The sequence below is a fragment of the Paraburkholderia sp. WC7.3g genome (assembly GCF_050436345.1).
GTDB lineage: Bacteria > Pseudomonadota > Gammaproteobacteria > Burkholderiales > Burkholderiaceae > Paraburkholderia > Paraburkholderia podalyriae.
In genome coordinates, this window is the sequence record NZ_JBNDMA010000002.1 from 124611 (window position 1) to 141545 (window position 16935).

The window sequence follows — 16935 nt, forward strand, 5'->3', positions numbered from 1 at the left end:
TTACCGGGTCGAATCCTGTGAGCTTGCCGACGGTGCGGCGGCCTGAGCGGCCGGGCCCTGATCGGCTGCTTCGATGAGTTTCGCGCCCAGTGCGGCGCTCACGGCGTCGCGCGTCTGGACGAACTCCTTCTCGAAGTCTAGCGTCTTGCGTGCGCTCGACATCGCCATCACGACACGCGTGCCGTGGTCCGTATCCTTGAGCCAGAACCACAGACGCCGTTCGCGAACGTAGAACATCGAAAAGATGCCCAATACGAGAAGCAGGCTGCCAAGATACACGACTTTTTTGCCCGGCGCGCGCGTCAACTGAAATACCGAAGCTTGCACCTGCTTGAATGAGTCAAGCTGCAAATAGACCGGTGATCCATACAGAAAGCTGTCGGAAATCGCATTAAGCGAACTCTGGATGAAGCGGCTCGTGTTCGCGTCGGCCGGCGCGGCGGGCTCGCCTTGCTGCTGGCGCGACAGCTGCAACAAGTCCCACGTCACGCCTTCGAGCATACGCAGCAGCAGGCCCGCGGCCTTTTCCTGCTCACCCTTCGGCACCGACCGGTCGATAAAACCAGCGATCGCCTGGAAACCGCCGAGCCTTTCGCCGTTCTGCAGCTTCATGCCGCTGTCAGCGCCCGCAAAAAGGGTCAACACGCGCAACGCGCTTTCCTCCAGATGCTGCTGCAACTCCGCATTCGAGCCCGGCACCGAGCGCTGAGCGAACTGACGCGCGGCGATCGCGCGTTGGTTCGGGTCTTCGAGCGTGGCGCGCAGGTTCATCCATTCCTTGAGCGTGCCGGCGTTGTCGGCGGGAATGCGGAGGTAGCGGAACGGGTCGTCGGGATTCACGCGCATGCCGGCCAGGAACATCTTCTCGCCGTTCACGTCGACCGGCAGCATGTAGTTGTTGTACTCGCGCGCCTGGCCATCCTTGCCGCGAATCTTGTACTGCACCGACGGGCCGACGTTGTGCAGGTCGAGCGGCTTCGAGCTCTTCGCGCCGGAGCCGAGGCGCTCGTCGAACGCTTCCTTCAGCGAGTGTTGCGCGGTGACCCCGCGCGCATCGTTCTGGCCATTGCCGTTCGAGATGTTTTCGACGTTGATCGCGCGGAAGTCGGTGAATTCGACGCTCTGGCCATCGGCGAGCGGCGTGGCGGAGCTCAGCGGCGCGCCGCCGCCGATCGTACCGCCAAACGGTGCGGGCTTCGCGCTCGGGCCGGACATCGGGTAGGCGGTCATCTGCATTTGCGAGCCGCCGTCCTGGAAGCTCGATTGATAGATCGACACGCCGTCGTATTCGAACGGCTTGTTGACCTCGACGCGAGCCGGCACACGCGCGCCGGTCTTGTGATCGACCACGACGATGTCGCTCGCGAACAGCTTCGGCATACCGGTCGAGTAGTAATCGACGATGAACTTGTCGAGTTCGATCGAAAACGGCAGGTCCTGGATCAGCGAACCGCCGGGCTGATTCAGGATCGCGGTCGACACGTGCTGTCCTTCGGGCACCCACGCGTAGCCGCGGAAAGTCGGGTTCGATTTCGAAAACCGATGCTCGGGCGGAATTTCGTTGATCACTGTGTTCGAGTTGATCGGCGACTTGTCGAACAGCCACATTTGCAGCTTGATCGGCAGATTGCTGTCGAGCAGGCCGCCGAGGCAGATCACGACGATCGCGAGGTGCGCGGAGATGTAGCCGAGCTTCGTTAGCGCGCCACGCTTCGCGGCGATCAGCGTCGCGCCGTCCGAATCGCGCGTGACGAACTTGTAGCCGAACTTTGCCGATAATTTGGCGAGCACCGCCGCGGTCTGCGCGCGCGTGCCGTGCACCGCGAACTCGCCCTTGTGATGGAACGCGCGCAGGCTGCCTTCGCGGACCTTGTCTTTCCAGCTCTTCGCGTCGGCGACCATCTTCGGCGCGTTGCGGATCACGCACAGTGACACCGACACCATCAGAAAGCCGAGAATCAGTATGAACCACCACGAGCTGTACACCGTGTAGAGACTCAGCGCGCGGAAGATGTCCGCCCAGAACGGACCGAACTGGTTGACGTAGTTGGGATACGGATCGTCCTGCGTGAGGACGGTACCGATAATGCTGGCGATCGACAGAATCACGAGCAGCGCAATGGCAAAACGCATCGAGCTCATGAGCTCGATGGTGTTGCGCATGACGCGGTTGCCCGACTTCGACTGCAGACCCGACGTGGTAACGCTCATTCAAACTCCGACTGAACAGCAAAAAAGGGTGAAGGGCTGTCGTAGCTACGACACCCTCACCCTTTTCTTGTTTTTCACCGGCCTCGCTGGGCCGGTTGGATTCGCGCGTGCAAACCGCTTAACGCAGGCCCGCGATGTAGTCGGCAACCGCCTTGATCTCGTTGTCCGACAGACGCGATGCTATCGCATGCATCGCGTCGTTGTTATTGCGAGCGCCCGGACCCTGTGTAAACGCGGTCAACTGCGTCACCAGGTACTCGCCCCACTGCCCCGACAGCCGTGGATACTGAATCGGAATGCCCTGCCCCGTGGGCCCGTGGCAGGCCGCGCAGGCAGGCACCCCGCGGTCTACAATCCCACCGCGATAGATTTGCTGACCCAGCGCGACGGTGTTCTTGTTGTGCGCATAACCTGGCTTGGGCGTCTGCGTCGAGAAGTAAGCCGCGACGTTGATCATGTCCTGATCGGAAAGCGCGGCGGCCATGCCCGCCATGATCGCATTGTTGCGCGCGGCCTGTTTGGCGGCGGGCTGCGTCTTGAAATCTCTGAGCTGCTTGACGAGATACTCGGGATGCTGGCCCGCCAGCTTCGGGTATGCGCCGCCTGCGCTGTTGCCATCCGCGCCATGACATGACGCGCATACCTGTACAGCGATTGCCTGCCCCCGATTGATGTCCGGCTTTGCCGGATCTGCTGCTCGTGCCTGAATTGCCAAACCTGAAAGACCTGCCGTTACATGAAGCACCATCAGAGTCTTGCACAGTCGATTCATTCGCACACCCTGTCTCGTCTTGTGGGATTTTAGAGGTTCTGCAAAGTACGACGACGGCGACCGAGTGACCGCCAGGAGCCGCCAAGGCACGTGGGGCGGCCTCCTAAGGTTTTCAGTAAACCATCGTATTGTACAATAACTCGCTAATCGATTAGACGCCAGTCGGGCTTGACCCCGTTCCCGCCGCGGGCTCCGCGGCTTCTCCAATCTGGCTTCCACCATGCCCTTCCTGCTCCACGAATCCCGCTTCTATACCACCGTCAATCATCTGCGCGACCTGCCGGCCACCGCGCAGCCCGAGATCGCTTTCGCGGGACGCTCGAACGCAGGCAAGTCGACTGCGATCAACGTGCTCTGCAATCAGAAGCGACTTGCGTTCGCGAGCAAGACGCCTGGCCGCACGCAGCACATCAATTATTTTTCAGTCGGCAAGGCAGACGAGCCGGCCGCCTATCTGGTCGACCTGCCGGGCTACGGTTATGCGGAAGTGCCAGGAGCGGCGAAGGCGCACTGGGAAGCGCTGCTGTCCACGTATCTTCAATCGCGCTCGCAACTGCGCGGCATGATCTTGATGATGGATTCGCGCCGCCCGCTGACGGACCTCGATCGACGCATGATCGAGTGGTTCGCGCCGACCGGGAAGCCGATCCACACGCTGCTCACGAAATGCGACAAATTGACGCGTCAGGAAAGCACGAACGCGTTGCGCACCGCGCAGAAGGGACTAGCCGAATATCGGGCTGCGGGCTATCGCGGCGAGCTGACCGCGCAGCTGTTTTCGGCGCTCAAGCGAACGGGGCTCGATGAGGCGCACGAGTTGATCGAGAGCTGGCTGATCCCGGGCGAAGCCGGCGAAACACCGGCCGCCGGTTAAACGCTTACCGGTGCCGGAATCTGGCAGCGCGCGTGAAACGCCTGTAAAAACCGCATCAAGGCACGTTTCCGGCCGCCCATAAAAAAACCCGCCGCTTGAACGGCGGGTCAAACAGCCTAATCGAAAAACGACAGGCACCCGCTCAGGGAGGAGAAGCGGGGAGGTCAGCGCTAGGCGCCTTGCTCGATCGGTATGATATACCATTGTCTCGAAAAGTTTCCGGGAGCGGGGGCAGGCCCATGTGTCCACTCCACCTATCCACGATCTTCGATTCGATATGAGCTTCTACCCGCACTACCGTCCGCGCCGCATGCGCCGTGACGACTTCTCGCGTCGATTGATGCGAGAGAACATTCTCACCACTAGTGATCTGATTTACCCCGTCTTCATCGTCGAGGGGACCAACGAGCGGCAGGCCCTGCCGTCGATGCCGGGCGTTGAGCGCGTGTCGGTCGATCTGCTGATGGGCGTTGCCGAGCAGTGCGTCGAACTCGGTGTGCCGGTTTTGTCGCTGTTTCCCGCAATCGAGTCCTCGCTGAAAACGCCCGAAGGCCGAGAAGCGGCCAATCCGGCGGGCCTGATCCCGCGCGCGGTGCGTGAGCTGAAGAAGAATTTCCCAGAGCTCGGCGTGCTCACCGACGTCGCGCTCGATCCCTACACGAGCCACGGTCAGGACGGCGTGCTCGACGAAGCCGGCTACGTGATCAACGACGAAACCGTCGAGATACTCGTCGAGCAGGCGCGTGCGCAGGCGGAAGCCGGCGTCGACATCGTCGCGCCGTCGGACATGATGGACGGCCGCATCGGCGCGATCCGCGAAATGCTCGAGAGCGAGGATCACATCCACACGCGCATCATGGCGTACGCGGCAAAGTACGCTTCAGCGTTTTACGGCCCGTTCCGCGATGCCGTCGGTTCCGCGACGAACCTCGGCAAGAGCAACAAGATGACCTACCAGATGGACCCAGCCAATTCGAACGAGGCGCTGCGCGAAGTGCAGGCCGACATCAACGAAGGCGCGGACATGGTGATGGTCAAGCCGGGCATGCCGTATCTGGACATCGTGCGTCGCGTGAAGGACGAGTTCCAGTTCCCCACCTACGTTTACCAGGTAAGCGGCGAATACGCGATGCTGAAGGCCGCCGCGCAGAACGGCTGGCTGGATCACGATAAGGTCATGATGGAATCGCTGCTCGCGTTCAAGCGTGCCGGCGCGGACGGCGTGCTGACGTATTTCGCGCTGGATGCCGCGAAGATCCTGCGTTCGCAGAAGTGAGCCAGGCGCGGTTTGGCGCCCGGCTGTGAGATAAAAAAAACGGAGGCGAACCTCAGGGTTCCGCCTCCGTTTTTTATGCTGCTCCTTTGCACCGCGGCGGCCCTGCAAGGCCCTGCGGCGTTCGATTACACGCCGGACGCGCTCGCCCGATCCAAGGTACGCAGAAATTTATTCGCCGATTCGTAGCCGACAACTCGCAACACTTCCTTACCGCCCTGATCGAAGAAAATAATTCCAGGTGGCCCGAACAGGTTGAAGCGCTTGAGCAGCGCCTGGTCGTCGGTATTGTTCGCCGTGACGTCGGCGCGCAGCAGCTTCATCTGCTTCAGCTTCGCCCGAACGCGCGGGTCGCTGAACGTGAATTTTTCCATCTCCTTGCAGCTCACGCACCAGTCCGCGTAAAAATCGAGCATGGCAGGCTGGGTAGCCGTTTTGACGACCTGATCGAGTTGATCCGCTGAACGTACCGGCGCGAACGTCAAATCGCTTTGCGACGCCGTTGCGGCCGCGCTGGAGTCATTCTTCGCGATGCTCGCCTGGTTGCCGGCACGAGCCGCGAGCACCGCCAGCGGTCGCAGCGGATCTGACGATCCCGCCGCGAGGCCAACGAGAAGCGCGACCGCCCAGACCGCCATCACGACGCCGACCGCCCGCCCGAGCCGGTGCCATATCGAGCCGCCCGCAACCGACCTGGAAAACAGGCCGAGCGCAACCGCGGCGATGAGCAGCCAGAGGGCGCTCAACACCATCGACGCCGCCCCGCCGAGCACCGGCCAAACGATCCACAGCGCCGCAGCGAGCAGAACGACGCCAAAGAATACTTTTACGCTGTCCATCCACTTGCCCGCGCGCGGCAGCAGCGTACCTGCGCCGAGGCCAATGACCAACAGCGGCACCCCGAGCCCGATGCCCATCGAGAACAGCGCCGCGCCGCCGAGCACTGTATTGCCGGTATGCGCGATGAACGCGAGCACCGCAAACAGCGGCGCGGTCATGCAGGCGCCGACCACCAGCGCCGACAGCGCACCCATCGCGGCGACCGCGGTAAATTTGCCACCCGAGCGTCCCGCTGACGCGCTCGACATGCGATCGCGCCAGCGCGGCGGCAGTTCCATATCCACGCCAGCGATCAGGAGCAGCGCGAAAATCGTCAGAAGCCCGCCGAACGAACCGAGCACCCACGGGTTTTGCAGCCATGCGCCCAGACTCTGCCCGACGAGTGCGGCCACGACACCCAGCACCGTGTATACGAGCGCCATCCCGATTACATACGCGAGCGACAGCGCGAAACCCCGCCCACGCGTGACGCGCGCCCCCTCACCGATGATGATCGCCGACAGGATCGGAATCATCGGATACGAGCACGGCAGCAGACTCAGGATCGCGCCCGCTACGAAATAAAGCCCAACGATCGCAAAGAAGCCGCCGCGCTGCAGCAGCGACTGCGCATAGTCGGCGCTGGTCGCGCGTTCGTACCAGAGTTCGTATTCAGTGGGGGCGGACTGTTGCGCGGTTGGGGCAGTTGGGGCCGCTGCCGCGCTGCCAGCCGGCTGCAGCGCGTCGCCGCTCACGCGGTACACGCGCTCCATCGGGGGATAGCAGATGCCGGCGTCGGCGCAGCCCTGCGACGTCACCGCAAGATCGAACGGTCCGGCAGCCTGCTTGACCGGAATACGAATCGTCAGCTCGTTGCGATAGGTCTCGACATTCTTGTTGAATGTCTGATCGAACTTCACGTGACCGCCTGGCAGTTGAGGCTCGCCAAGTGTCGCCGTGCCGTTGCGGGCCGCGAACGCGAAGCGCTCGCGGTACATGTAGTAGCCTTCCGAAATCTTATAGGTGACGACGACTTCGCCGGGCCGCTCGGTCGCGCTGAACCGAAACGCGACGTCTGGGTCGAGGAAGTCGTCCGCGGCGCGCGCGAGCGTTGCGACTTGGGCGAGGACCACGCAGCCGAGCAGAAAGAACGCGGTGCGCAGCGCAGCGCGCGCGCGCTGGTCGAGACCGTTAAACATGAAGAGGGCGTTGGGTTTCCGCAGTGATCCGTTGGCCGTAGGCGGCGGAGGCCGTCGCTTGCCATGAGAGGATTTCCGGCGTGTCGTAGGGATGGTGAGCCTGAATGAATCGCTCCAGTTCGAGCGCGCGAGCGGCGCTGGTCTTGAACAGGAGCTGAATTTCCTGCGCGATTTCGATTGCGCCCCGCCAGTGGTAGCTCGACTGCACGTTGCCCAACTGCGTGACGCACGCGCAAAGGCGCGCGGCGAGCGCGTCAGCGGCGAGCTTTTGAGCGACGGCCGCATCCGGCACAGTCGTCAGCACCAAGGTCACAGTCACAGTCACACCAAGCTCCGGCGGCGCAGGGTTTCGATCCTGATATCGTATCACCTGGCCCTGCTGCCTAGCAGAGCGCCACGCGGTGCGACCGCGGCATTTGGCCACCGAGACGGCGCTTTCGACACCGACACAATCTGTCACCGAAAACACAAAAGCCAGGCGATGCGCCTGGCTCTTTGTCGAAGCTAAAAAAGCTTACTCAGCTTCTTGCACTTCCGTTTCTTCAACTTCCGGACGGTCGAGCAGTTCGACCAGTGCCATCGGCGCGTTGTCACCAACGCGGAAGCCGAACTTCAGCACGCGCAGGTAACCGCCCGGACGGTTTGCGTAGCGCGGGCCGAGCACGTCGAAGAGCTTCGTGACCGAGTCGCGATCGCGCAGGCGGTTGAACGCCAGACGACGGTTTGCGAGCGAGGGCTTCTTGCCAAGCGTGATCAGCGGCTCGACGACTTTACGGAGTTCCTTCGCCTTCGGCAACGTGGTCTTGATGACTTCGTGCTCGATCAGCGAGTTGGACATGTTACGGAGCATTGCCAGACGGTGGCTGCTCGTGCGGTTCAGTTTCCGCAGACCATGACGGTGACGCATGTTGATTCCTTCAGTTCAAAGTTTTTGCCCAGCTCTTCTATCGCACTCGCTTGCCGCATCGACAGCAGACAGTGAGCGCACGGGCCGGTAGTGAAAAAGACAAGACGCGGATTTTAAAGGAAAATCCGCGTCTTTGCCAGAGAGCACAGCAGCACAACTCGCAGGTTACTCCCAAACGACTTGTCGGCTTACTTGTCGAGACCAGCCGGCGGCCAGTTTTCGAGTTTCATGCCGAGCGTCAGACCACGCGACGCCAGAACTTCCTTGATTTCATTCAACGACTTGCGGCCCAAGTTCGGCGTCTTGAGCAGCTCGTTCTCGGTGCGTTGGATCAGGTCGCCGATGTAGTAGATGTTCTCGGCCTTCAGGCAGTTCGCGGAGCGAACGGTCAGTTCGAGATCGTCGACCGGGCGCAGCAGGATCGGATCGATCTGCGGTGCGCGCGACGGCGCTTCCGCCGCTGCTTCGGTACCTTCCAGCGCCGCGAACACCGACAGCTGATCGACCAGAATGCGCGCCGATTGACGGATCGCTTCTTCCGGCGAGATCACACCGTTGGTTTCGATGTTCATCACGAGCTTGTCAAGGTCGGTGCGCTGCTCAACGCGAGCGCTTTCGACCGCGTAGCTCACGCGACGAACCGGCGAAAACGACGCGTCCAGCACGATCCGGCCGATGATCTTGGCCGAGTCTTCACCGTAACGACGCACATTGCCCGGCACATAGCCGCGGCCCTTTTCGACCTTGATCTGCACGTCGAGCTTGCCGCCCTTCGACAGATGCGCAATCACGTGATCCGGGTTGATGACTTCGCAATCGTGTGCGAGTTCGATATCACCGGCGGTGACCACGCCTTCGCCTTCCTTGCGCAGCGTAACCGTCACTTCGTCACGGTTATGCAGCTTGAAGACGACGCCCTTCAGGTTCAACAACAGGTTGACCACATCCTCTTGCACACCGTCGAGCGTCGAATACTCATGCACGACGCCTGCGATCGTCACTTCGGTCGGCGCATAACCGACCATCGATGACAACAGCACGCGCCGAAGCGCGTTACCCAAGGTGTGGCCATAACCGCGTTCAAACGGTTCCATGACCACTTTCGCGTGGCTTTCGCCAAGCGATTCAACTGCGATGATCTTGGGCTTCAACAAACTGGTTTGCATAGGTTTTCCTTTTCAATACCCTCGGCTCGTTACACCGATAAGGCTGACCGGTCACAACCTGAAAATAAACAGCCGAGACGCCCCCTTGCGTAACGCAATCGGGGTGCCCCGGCCGTCAATCCGATTACCGCGAATACAATTCGACGATCAGGCTTTCGTTGATGTCGCCAGCGATGTCGCTGCGTTCCGGCTTCTGCTTGAAGGTACCTTCGAACTTCTTCGCGTCGACCGCAACCCAGCTCGGCATGCCGCCTTGTTCGGCGAGCGACAGGGCTTCGACGATACGAGCCTGCTTGCGCTTCTGTTCGCGCACGGCGACGACGTCGCCGGCCTTCACTTGCATTGACGGGATGTTCGTCACAACGCCGTTCACCGTGATCGCCTTGTGGCCCACAAGCTGACGTGCTTCCGCGCGCGTCGAGCCGAAGCCCATGCGATACACGACGTTGTCCAGACGTGACTCCAGCAGCTGCAGCAGGTTTTCGCCCGTGTTGCCCTTCAGACGGTCCGCTTCAGCGAAGTAGCGACGGAACTGGCGCTCGAGGACACCGTAGATACGCTTCACCTTTTGTTTCTCGCGCAGCTGCGTACCATAGTCGGACGTACGTGCACCCGAGATGCGGCCGTGCTGGCCCGGCTTGCTGTCAAGCTTGCACTTGTCAGCGAGCGAGCGGCGGGCGCTTTTCAGGAAGAGGTCAGTGCCTTCACGGCGGGACAGCTTGGCCTTGGGGCCGATATAACGTGCCACGTTGATTCCTTCTGTGATTTGTCACGCGAATGCTTCCACTCGCGCTAGTCCGAACCCTTTGGGTCGAACGGTGGGCTTAGTCAATTCAATAACGCGCGCAGCCCGCCGCCGCGCAAGGCGGCAACAGGCGCGCTCGCGAAACCAGCGTCTTAGATACGACGACGCTTCGGCGGACGGCAGCCGTTGTGCGGGACCGGCGTCACGTCAGAGATCGCGGTGATCTTGATACCCAGACCATGCAACGCGCGCACCGCCGATTCACGGCCAGGACCGGGGCCCTTGATCCGCACTTCGAGGTTCTTTACGCCGTATTCCATCGCCACGCGGCCAGCCGATTCGGCTGCAACCTGAGCTGCAAACGGGGTCGACTTACGCGAACCCTTGAAGCCCTGGCCACCCGACGTTGCCCAAGCAAGCGCGTTGCCTTGACGGTCGGTGATCGTGATGATGGTGTTGTTGAACGACGCGTGAACGTGAACCACGCCCTCGGCGACGTTCTTCTTGACCTTCTTGCGAACGCGTTGCGCCGCGGAGTTGTTCGAAGCCTTAGCCATTACGTTTTCCTGTAACTGTCAGTTCCGCTTACTTCTTCAGCGATTGCGCTGCACGACGCGGACCCTTGCGCGTACGGGCATTCGTACGCGTACGCTGGCCGCGCAGAGGGAGCCCCTTACGATGCCGCACGCCACGATAGCAGCCGAGATCCATCAGGCGCTTGATGTTCATCGTCGTTTCACGGCGCAGATCGCCTTCAACGATGAACTTGCCGACTTCTTCACGCAGCTTTTCGAGGTCTGCGTCAGTCAGGTCTTTGACCTTCTTCGAAAATGCCACACCAGCAGCGACGCAAATGTCGCGAGAGCGCGTGCGACCGACACCGTAAATAGCCGTCAAGCCGATTTCAGTGTGCTGGTGATTCGGGATGTTAACCCCTGCGATACGAGCCATTGTTTTTCCTCAAACAAAAAGCGCAAGCAAAAGCGCGGCGTTCAGCCTTGACGCTGTTTGTGGCGCGGATCAGAGCTGCAAATCACGCGCACAACGCCTTTGCGCTTGATGATCTTGCAATTGCGGCAAATGCGCTTAACCGATGCCATCACTTTCATGATATTACCCTTTTTTTCAAATCACTTCGCCCGGAAGACGATCCGCGCACGCGACAGATCGTAAGGCGTCAATTCAACCGTCACCTTGTCGCCCGGCAGAATCCGGATGTAGTGCATCCGCATCTTGCCGGATATGTGTCCCAACACGACATGGCCGTTTTCCAGCTTCACCCTGAAGGTAGCATTAGGCAGGTTCTCGATTACTTCACCCTGCATCTGGATAACATCGTCTTTGGCCATAAGTCCTTTCAACGCATCGGGACGCCGCCGCCTTTGAAATTAGCTTTCTTCAGCAGCGATTCATACTGTTGCGACATAACGTACGACTGCACCTGCGCCATGAAATCCATTGTGACGACAACAATGATCAGCAGCGACGTTCCACCAAAATAAAACGGCACGTTCCAGCGCAGCACCAGAAATTCGGGCAGCAGACAAACGAACACGATGTAGATCGCACCGGCGAGCGTCAGACGCGTGAGGATACGGTCGATATATCGCGCCGTCTGATCGCCCGGGCGGATGCCAGGGACGAAAGCGCCACTCTTTTTCAGGTTGTCGGCCGTTTCCCTGCTGTTGAACACCAGTGCGGTGTAGAAGAAGCAGAAGAAGACGATCGCCAATGCGTACAGCAACACGTACACGGGTTGACCGGGCTTCAGGGCTTCGGCCACGTTGTGCAACGCGTCTGCGAACCAGCTGGTACGCGAACCCGAACTGAACCAGTTCAGGATAGTTGCCGGGAAGAGAATGATCGACGATGCGAAGATCGGCGGAATCACACCCGACATGTTCAGCTTCAGCGGCAAATGCGAAGACTGGCCGCCGTAAATCTTGTTGCCAACCTGCCGTTTTGCGTAATTCACAAGAATCTTGCGCTGGCCGCGTTCGATGAACACCACCAGATACGTCACAGCAGCAATCAGCGCGACGACGATAATCGCCGAGATGATGCTCATCGAGCCGGTTCGCACCAGTTCAAAGAGACCACCAATTGCGTTCGGGAAACCCGCCGCAATACCGCCGAAAATGATAATCGAGATACCGTTGCCAAGCCCGCGTTCCGTGATCTGCTCACCCAGCCACATCAGGAACATCGTGCCGGTCACCAGCGTCACGACCGTCGTCAACCGGAACACCATCCCCGGATCAATCACGAGGCCCGGCTGATTTTCCAGCGCGACGGCAATACCGAACGCCTGGAAGGTCGCCAGCACAACCGTGAAGACGCGCGTGTACTGCGTAATCTTCCGCTGACCTGCCTGCCCTTCCTTTTTCAGCGCTTCGAGCTGCGGCGACACAATCGCCAGCAACTGCATGATGATCGAAGCCGAAATGTAGGGCATGATCCCTAGCGCGAAAATCGTGAACCGCGAAAGTGCGCCGCCCGAGAACATGTTGAACATGCCAAGGATGCCGCCCGACTGGCTTTGGAACAACTTCGCCAGTTGGTCCGGGTCGATACCCGGCACCGGAATATGCGCGCCGATACGGTAGACGACCAGCGCCAGCAGCAGAAACACTGCTCGCCGACGCAGATCGCCGAACTTCGCCGCGCTGCGACCGGGTTTTGCGAGACTCGGGCTGTTAGCCAAGTACGTTCTCCGATGCAAATGCTAGTGACGGCAAATAACTTGCGCGTTACTCGGCAAAAGAGCCACCGGTTGCTTCGATGGCAGCGCGTGCGTTCTTCGTCGCACCCAGACCCTTTACAACGACCTTGCGTTTCAGCTCGCCCGTCGCGATGATCTTGGCGCTACGGATCAGCTCGCCGACCAAGCCGGCTTGCTTGAGAGCCAGCAGATCGATTTCGTCGACCGGCAGCTTCTCGAGATCCGAGAGACGCACTTCACCGACGAATTCCTTCGTCAGCGAGGTGAAGCCGCGCTTCGGCAGGCGGCGTTGCAGTGGCATTTGACCGCCTTCGAAGCCAACCTTGTGAAAGCCGCCCGACCGCGACTTCTGACCCTTGTGACCACGGCCAGCAGTCTTGCCGAGGCCGGAGCCGATGCCGCGACCAACGCGACGCTTTGCGTGCTTCGCGCCTTCAGCCGGCTTCAGGTTATTCAATTCCATTATCAACTCCTTGAGTCCCGGTCAGCCGCTTAGCTGATGACCTTAACGAGGTACGAAACCTTGTTGATCATGCCGCGCACAGCCGGCGTGTCCTCCAACTCGCTAACCGAGTTGAGTCGGCGCAGACCCAGACCACGCACCGTTGCGCGGTGCGATTCACGGGTGCCGATCAGGCTCTTGACGAGCTGGACCTTGACAGTTTTATCAGACATGGTGTCCACCTTTAGCCCAGAATTTCTTCGACGGACTTGCCACGCTTCCCAGCGATATCGGCCGGCGTGGACTGCTTGCGCAGACCGTCGAGCGTCGCACGAACAAGGTTGTACGGGTTCGTCGAACCGTGGCTCTTGGCCACGACGTTCTGCACGCCCATCACGTCGAACACAGCGCGCATCGGGCCGCCAGCGATCACGCCGGTACCGTCCTTCGCCGGAGCAAGGAGAACCGTCGATGCGCCGTGCTTACCGTGCACTTCGTGTTGCAGGGTACCGTTCTTCAGCGGCACCTTGAACATGTTGCGGCGAGCCTGTTCCATCGCCTTTTGGACAGCGACAGGCACTTCCTTCGCCTTGCCCTTGCCCATACCGACGCGGCCATCACCGTCGCCAACCACGGTCAGTGCGGCGAAGCCGAGGATACGGCCACCCTTCACGACCTTGGTCACGCGGTTGACCGAGATCATCTTTTCACGAAGGCCGTCGTCGCGTTCGTCAGCCTGAACTTTAGCTTGCATCTTTGCCATGACGAATTCTCCCCTTAGAACTTGAGTCCGGCTTCGCGCGCCGCATCAGCCAGCGCTTTCACGCGGCCGTGGTAACGAAAACCCGAACGATCGAAGGCGACGGATTCGATGCCGGCTGCCTTTGCCTTTTCTGCAATGCGCTTGCCGATCAGAGTCGCAGCGGCAACATTGCCGCCCTTGCCTGACTGATCGGCCAGTTGCGCACGCACTTCGGCTTCGAGCGTCGACGCACTGGCAAGCACCTTGGTGCCGCACGGCGAGAACACTTGCGCATAGATGTGCGTGTTCGTGCGGTGCACGGCGAGACGCGCGACCTGCAGTTCAGAGATCTTGATACGCGTCTGACGAGCGCGGCGCAGGCGAGATTGAGTCTTATCCATGATTGCGCACCCTTACTTCTTCTTCGTTTCTTTGAGGATCACAACCTCATCGGCGTAACGCACGCCCTTGCCCTTATAGGGCTCCGGCGGACGGTAGCCGCGCACTTCTGCAGCGACTTGACCGACTTGTTGCTTGTTGATCCCCTTGATCACGATTTCGGTTTGCGACGGAGTTTCTGCCTTGACGCCAGCCGGCATCTGGTGCACCACCGGGTGCGAGAAACCCAGCGACAGGTTCAGCTTGTCGCCTTGCGCCTGTGCGCGATAACCGACGCCAACAAGCGTCAGCCTGCGCTCGAAACCCTTCGTCACGCCATGCACCATGTTCGCAACCAGTGCGCGCATCGTGCCCGACATCGCATTCGCCTCGCGGCTTTCATCGACCGGCTCGAACTTCAGCGTGCCGTTGTCGTTTACCACCTTCACGAGGCTGTTGGCAACCTGCGAAATCGTACCCAGCGGACCCTTGACAGTAATACTGTCGGCGCTCAGGGCCACTTCCGCGCCTTGCAGCGCGATCGGGCTCTTACCTACTCGAGACATGTTTCTCTCCTTTCGGCCTTAAGCGACGTAGCAGATGACTTCGCCGCCAACGCCCGTTGCACGTGCCTTGCGGTCCGTCATCACACCCTTCGGCGTCGACACGATCGCCACGCCCAAGCCATTCATGACCACGGGGATGTCGTTACGGCCGCGGTACACACGCAGGCCGGGTTTCGACACGCGTTCGATGCGCTCGATGACCGGGCGGCCAGCGTAATACTTCAACACGATATTCAATTCCGACTTCGCACCTTCGGACTTCACTGCGAAATCGTCGATATAGCCTTCGTCCTTCAGGACCTGCGCAATCGCAATCTTGACTTTTGACGAGGGCATAGTCACCGAAACCTTCTCGACCATCTGCGCATTGCGGATGCGAGTCAGCATATCGGCGATAGGATCACTCATGCTCATTTATGTTTCTCCTATTACCAGCTCGCCTTGGTCAGGCCAGGAATCTCGCCGCGGAACGCGATTTCACGAATCTTGTTACGCGCCAGACCGAATTTACGGAACGTGCCGCGCGGACGACCGGTAATTGCGCAACGATTGCGCTTACGGGTCGGGTTAGAGTTACGCGGCAGTTGCTGCAGTTCCAGACGTGCTGCGTAATGCTCTTCTTCCGACTTGCTCGTGTCGCCTATGATTGCCTTAAGTGCAGCACGCTTGGGAGCGTACTTGGCGGCGAGGCGAGCACGCTTCTTTTCACGTTCGATCAGTGCCAGTTTAGCCACGGTAACCTCAGTTTCTGAACGGGAACTTGAAGCCGGCGAGCAGAGCCTTTGCTTCGTCGTCAGTCTTCGCAGTCGTCGTGATGCTGATGTTCAGCCCACGCAGTGCGTCGATCTTGTCGTAGTCGATTTCGGGGAAAATGATCTGCTCTTTCACACCGATGTTGTAGTTGCCGCGACCGTCGAACGCCCTGCCCGACACGCCACGGAAGTCGCGTACACGAGGGAGCGCAACCGTCACGAAACGGTCGAGGAATTCGTACATTGCCTGACCACGCAGCGTGACCATTGCACCGATCGGATAGCCCTGACGGATCTTGAAGCCAGCGATTGCCTTGCGTGCCTTCGTGATCACCGGCTTTTGACCTGCAATCTTCGTCAGATCGCCAACGGCGTTTTCGATGATCTTCTTGTCGGCGACGGCTTCGCCAAGGCCCATGTTCAGGGTGATCTTGGTGATGCGCGGCACTTCCATAACGGACTTGTAACCGAACTTCTCGATGAGGCCGGGTACAACCTTCTCTTTGTAAAACTCTTGCAAACGAGCCATTTTTTACTCCGCAGCGTCAGGCGCTTAGCACGGCACCGGTCGTCTTCAGGAAACGGACCTTCTTGTCTCCTTCGACCTTGATGCCTACACGCGATGGCTTGCCATTCGCGTCGACCAATGCGACGTTCGAAATTTGCAACGGCATCGTCTTGGCTTCCACGCCGCCCGTCGTTCCCTTCATCGGGTTCGGCTTGACGTGTTTCTTGACGAGATTGATGCCCTCGACAGTCACGGTCTCGCCGTGAACAGCCAGCACAACGCCACGCTTGCCCTTATCTTTGCCGGTGATGACGATAACTTCGTCACCCTTGCGCATCTTGTTCATCGCGACTCCTTACAGCACTTCAGGCGCCAGCGAAACGATCTTCATAAATCGTTCGCTACGCAACTCGCGCGTGACAGGCCCAAAAATACGGGTACCGATCGGTTCGAGCTTGGTATTGAGCAACACCGCTGCGTTACCGTCGAACTTGATCAGCGAGCCGTCCTGACGGCGCACGCCCTTGGCGGTGCGAACCACCACGGCGTTGTAAATTTCGCCTTTCTTCACGCGCCCGCGCGGCGTTGCCTCTTTGACAGTCACCTTGATGATGTCGCCAATGCTGGCATAACGACGCTTCGAGCCGCCGAGCACCTTGATGCACATGACTTCACGTGCACCTGTGTTATCGGCCACTTCAAGCCGAGTTTCGGTCTGGATCATGGTTTATCTTTCCCAACTTAATCCGGTCACACCACCATGGTGCCTCCCGGTCAGTCTTGGTCCCGTCAGCCGATCGGCTGCTTGGGTTAGAACAGCAGCGACGGCAAACGAAACCCGCCATCGCAATCCGGTGAA

Annotated in this window: 24 protein-coding genes; 2 read left to right on the forward strand and 22 right to left on the reverse strand. The window is 60.0% G+C overall.

Annotated features, from left to right (window positions below):
* A complete protein-coding gene (locus OKW43_RS11950; RefSeq protein ID WP_429447561.1) occupies positions 1–2211 on the reverse strand; it encodes a cytochrome c biogenesis protein ResB in 2211 nt (736 codons plus the stop codon).
* Positions 2212–2329: 118 nt separating this feature from the next.
* Positions 2330–2983 (reverse strand): c-type cytochrome, encoded by a 654-nt coding sequence (locus OKW43_RS11955; protein WP_187636102.1) that lies wholly within the window; start codon positions 2981–2983, stop codon positions 2330–2332.
* 220 nt (positions 2984–3203) lie between these two features.
* On the opposite strand from OKW43_RS11955, the gene yihA reads away from it, so the two are divergent.
* Together yihA and hemB are read left to right on the forward strand one after the other, a co-directional pair.
* On the forward strand, positions 3204–3857 hold the full coding sequence (yihA, locus tag OKW43_RS11960) for a ribosome biogenesis GTP-binding protein YihA/YsxC (protein WP_187636103.1): 654 nt from the start codon (positions 3204–3206) through the stop codon (positions 3855–3857).
* A 277-nt stretch (positions 3858–4134) separates the two neighbouring features.
* A complete protein-coding gene (hemB, locus tag OKW43_RS11965; protein WP_429447563.1) occupies positions 4135–5133 on the forward strand; it encodes a porphobilinogen synthase in 999 nt (332 codons plus the stop codon).
* Between the two features lie 125 nt (positions 5134–5258).
* Here hemB and dsbD read toward each other — a convergent pair whose 3' ends face one another.
* From dsbD to rplN, 20 genes are all read right to left on the reverse strand, one after another.
* Entirely contained in the window at positions 5259–7148 is a 1890-nt protein-coding gene (dsbD, locus tag OKW43_RS11970; protein WP_429447565.1) for a protein-disulfide reductase DsbD, read from the reverse strand.
* Entirely contained in the window at positions 7141–7473 is a 333-nt protein-coding gene (gene cutA, locus OKW43_RS11975) for a divalent-cation tolerance protein CutA (protein ID WP_429447567.1), read from the reverse strand. Before cutA ends, dsbD begins: the two co-directional genes overlap by 8 nt.
* Before the next feature lie 189 nt (positions 7474–7662).
* The gene (gene rplQ, locus OKW43_RS11980; protein WP_013090750.1) at positions 7663–8055 is read right to left on the reverse strand and encodes a 50S ribosomal protein L17; all 393 of its coding nucleotides are present in this window, start codon (positions 8053–8055) and stop codon (positions 7663–7665) included.
* A gap of 188 nt (positions 8056–8243) precedes the next feature.
* Positions 8244–9221 (reverse strand): DNA-directed RNA polymerase subunit alpha, encoded by a 978-nt coding sequence (locus OKW43_RS11985; RefSeq protein ID WP_035933032.1) that lies wholly within the window; start codon positions 9219–9221, stop codon positions 8244–8246.
* A 124-nt stretch (positions 9222–9345) separates the two neighbouring features.
* Complete coding sequence (rpsD, locus tag OKW43_RS11990; protein WP_187636106.1) at positions 9346–9969, reverse strand: 30S ribosomal protein S4; 624 nt, start codon at positions 9967–9969, stop codon at positions 9346–9348.
* A gap of 149 nt (positions 9970–10118) precedes the next feature.
* On the reverse strand, positions 10119–10523 hold the full coding sequence (rpsK, locus tag OKW43_RS11995; protein WP_006052224.1) for a 30S ribosomal protein S11: 405 nt from the start codon (positions 10521–10523) through the stop codon (positions 10119–10121).
* Positions 10524–10551: 28 nt separating this feature from the next.
* Positions 10552–10917 (reverse strand): 30S ribosomal protein S13, encoded by a 366-nt coding sequence (gene rpsM / locus OKW43_RS12000; RefSeq protein ID WP_013589830.1) that lies wholly within the window; start codon positions 10915–10917, stop codon positions 10552–10554.
* 41 nt (positions 10918–10958) lie between these two features.
* Positions 10959–11075, reverse strand: coding sequence for a 50S ribosomal protein L36 (rpmJ, locus tag OKW43_RS12005; RefSeq protein WP_004199844.1), 117 nt, complete (start codon positions 11073–11075; stop codon positions 10959–10961).
* 21 nt (positions 11076–11096) lie between these two features.
* On the reverse strand, positions 11097–11315 hold the full coding sequence (infA, locus tag OKW43_RS12010; protein ID WP_004521905.1) for a translation initiation factor IF-1: 219 nt from the start codon (positions 11313–11315) through the stop codon (positions 11097–11099).
* An 8-nt stretch (positions 11316–11323) separates the two neighbouring features.
* On the reverse strand, positions 11324–12670 hold the full coding sequence (gene secY, locus OKW43_RS12015; RefSeq protein ID WP_187636107.1) for a preprotein translocase subunit SecY: 1347 nt from the start codon (positions 12668–12670) through the stop codon (positions 11324–11326).
* A 46-nt stretch (positions 12671–12716) separates the two neighbouring features.
* Entirely contained in the window at positions 12717–13151 is a 435-nt protein-coding gene (rplO, locus tag OKW43_RS12020) for a 50S ribosomal protein L15 (RefSeq protein ID WP_187636108.1), read from the reverse strand.
* Positions 13152–13180: 29 nt separating this feature from the next.
* Positions 13181–13363, reverse strand: a complete 183-nt coding sequence (gene rpmD / locus OKW43_RS12025) for a 50S ribosomal protein L30 (protein WP_187636109.1) — start codon at positions 13361–13363, stop codon at positions 13181–13183.
* A gap of 11 nt (positions 13364–13374) precedes the next feature.
* The gene (gene rpsE / locus OKW43_RS12030; RefSeq protein ID WP_187636110.1) at positions 13375–13893 is read right to left on the reverse strand and encodes a 30S ribosomal protein S5; all 519 of its coding nucleotides are present in this window, start codon (positions 13891–13893) and stop codon (positions 13375–13377) included.
* Positions 13894–13907: 14 nt separating this feature from the next.
* Positions 13908–14273 carry a 50S ribosomal protein L18 gene (gene rplR, locus OKW43_RS12035; protein ID WP_187636111.1) on the reverse strand — a complete coding sequence of 122 codons (366 nt, stop codon included), beginning with the start codon at positions 14271–14273 and terminating at the stop codon, positions 13908–13910.
* Between the two features lie 12 nt (positions 14274–14285).
* Positions 14286–14816 (reverse strand): 50S ribosomal protein L6, encoded by a 531-nt coding sequence (gene rplF, locus OKW43_RS12040; RefSeq protein WP_187636112.1) that lies wholly within the window; start codon positions 14814–14816, stop codon positions 14286–14288.
* 18 nt (positions 14817–14834) lie between these two features.
* The gene (gene rpsH, locus OKW43_RS12045) at positions 14835–15230 is read right to left on the reverse strand and encodes a 30S ribosomal protein S8 (protein WP_027199076.1); all 396 of its coding nucleotides are present in this window, start codon (positions 15228–15230) and stop codon (positions 14835–14837) included.
* 14 nt (positions 15231–15244) lie between these two features.
* On the reverse strand, positions 15245–15550 hold the full coding sequence (gene rpsN, locus OKW43_RS12050) for a 30S ribosomal protein S14 (protein WP_090802162.1): 306 nt from the start codon (positions 15548–15550) through the stop codon (positions 15245–15247).
* Between the two features lie 7 nt (positions 15551–15557).
* On the reverse strand, positions 15558–16097 hold the full coding sequence (rplE, locus tag OKW43_RS12055; protein WP_063497537.1) for a 50S ribosomal protein L5: 540 nt from the start codon (positions 16095–16097) through the stop codon (positions 15558–15560).
* Between the two features lie 16 nt (positions 16098–16113).
* The gene (rplX, locus tag OKW43_RS12060; RefSeq protein WP_187636113.1) at positions 16114–16422 is read right to left on the reverse strand and encodes a 50S ribosomal protein L24; all 309 of its coding nucleotides are present in this window, start codon (positions 16420–16422) and stop codon (positions 16114–16116) included.
* 9 nt (positions 16423–16431) lie between these two features.
* Positions 16432–16800 (reverse strand): 50S ribosomal protein L14, encoded by a 369-nt coding sequence (rplN, locus tag OKW43_RS12065; RefSeq protein WP_006998478.1) that lies wholly within the window; start codon positions 16798–16800, stop codon positions 16432–16434.
* Positions 16801–16935: the final 135 nt, after the last annotated feature.

What these genes read in the sequence shown, in the direction of transcription:
- rplO (WP_187636108.1), bottom strand. Translation starts at nt 13,151, where the DNA reads ATGGAATTGAATAACCTGAAGCCGGCTGAAGGCGCGAAGCACGCAAAG.
- dsbD (WP_429447565.1), bottom strand. Translation starts at nt 7,148, where the DNA reads ATGTTTAACGGTCTCGACCAGCGCGCGCGCGCTGCGCTGCGCACCGCG.
- rplQ (WP_013090750.1), bottom strand. Translation starts at nt 8,055, where the DNA reads ATGCGTCACCGTCATGGTCTGCGGAAACTGAACCGCACGAGCAGCCAC.
- rpmJ (WP_004199844.1), bottom strand. Translation starts at nt 11,075, where the DNA reads ATGAAAGTGATGGCATCGGTTAAGCGCATTTGCCGCAATTGCAAGATC.
- rplX (WP_187636113.1), bottom strand. Translation starts at nt 16,422, where the DNA reads ATGAACAAGATGCGCAAGGGTGACGAAGTTATCGTCATCACCGGCAAA.
- OKW43_RS11955 (WP_187636102.1), bottom strand. Translation starts at nt 2,983, where the DNA reads ATGAATCGACTGTGCAAGACTCTGATGGTGCTTCATGTAACGGCAGGT.
- rplN (WP_006998478.1), bottom strand. Translation starts at nt 16,800, where the DNA reads ATGATCCAGACCGAAACTCGGCTTGAAGTGGCCGATAACACAGGTGCA.
- hemB (WP_429447563.1), top strand. Translation starts at nt 4,135, where the DNA reads ATGAGCTTCTACCCGCACTACCGTCCGCGCCGCATGCGCCGTGACGAC.
- rpmD (WP_187636109.1), bottom strand. Translation starts at nt 13,363, where the DNA reads ATGTCTGATAAAACTGTCAAGGTCCAGCTCGTCAAGAGCCTGATCGGC.
- OKW43_RS11985 (WP_035933032.1), bottom strand. Translation starts at nt 9,221, where the DNA reads ATGCAAACCAGTTTGTTGAAGCCCAAGATCATCGCAGTTGAATCGCTT.
- OKW43_RS11950 (WP_429447561.1), bottom strand. Translation starts at nt 2,211, where the DNA reads ATGAGCGTTACCACGTCGGGTCTGCAGTCGAAGTCGGGCAACCGCGTC.
- rplE (WP_063497537.1), bottom strand. Translation starts at nt 16,097, where the DNA reads ATGGCTCGTTTGCAAGAGTTTTACAAAGAGAAGGTTGTACCCGGCCTC.
- rplR (WP_187636111.1), bottom strand. Translation starts at nt 14,273, where the DNA reads ATGGATAAGACTCAATCTCGCCTGCGCCGCGCTCGTCAGACGCGTATC.
- rpsH (WP_027199076.1), bottom strand. Translation starts at nt 15,230, where the DNA reads ATGAGCATGAGTGATCCTATCGCCGATATGCTGACTCGCATCCGCAAT.
- infA (WP_004521905.1), bottom strand. Translation starts at nt 11,315, where the DNA reads ATGGCCAAAGACGATGTTATCCAGATGCAGGGTGAAGTAATCGAGAAC.
- rpsM (WP_013589830.1), bottom strand. Translation starts at nt 10,917, where the DNA reads ATGGCTCGTATCGCAGGGGTTAACATCCCGAATCACCAGCACACTGAA.
- rpsK (WP_006052224.1), bottom strand. Translation starts at nt 10,523, where the DNA reads ATGGCTAAGGCTTCGAACAACTCCGCGGCGCAACGCGTTCGCAAGAAG.
- rplF (WP_187636112.1), bottom strand. Translation starts at nt 14,816, where the DNA reads ATGTCTCGAGTAGGTAAGAGCCCGATCGCGCTGCAAGGCGCGGAAGTG.
- yihA (WP_187636103.1), top strand. Translation starts at nt 3,204, where the DNA reads ATGCCCTTCCTGCTCCACGAATCCCGCTTCTATACCACCGTCAATCAT.
- rpsE (WP_187636110.1), bottom strand. Translation starts at nt 13,893, where the DNA reads ATGGCAAAGATGCAAGCTAAAGTTCAGGCTGACGAACGCGACGACGGC.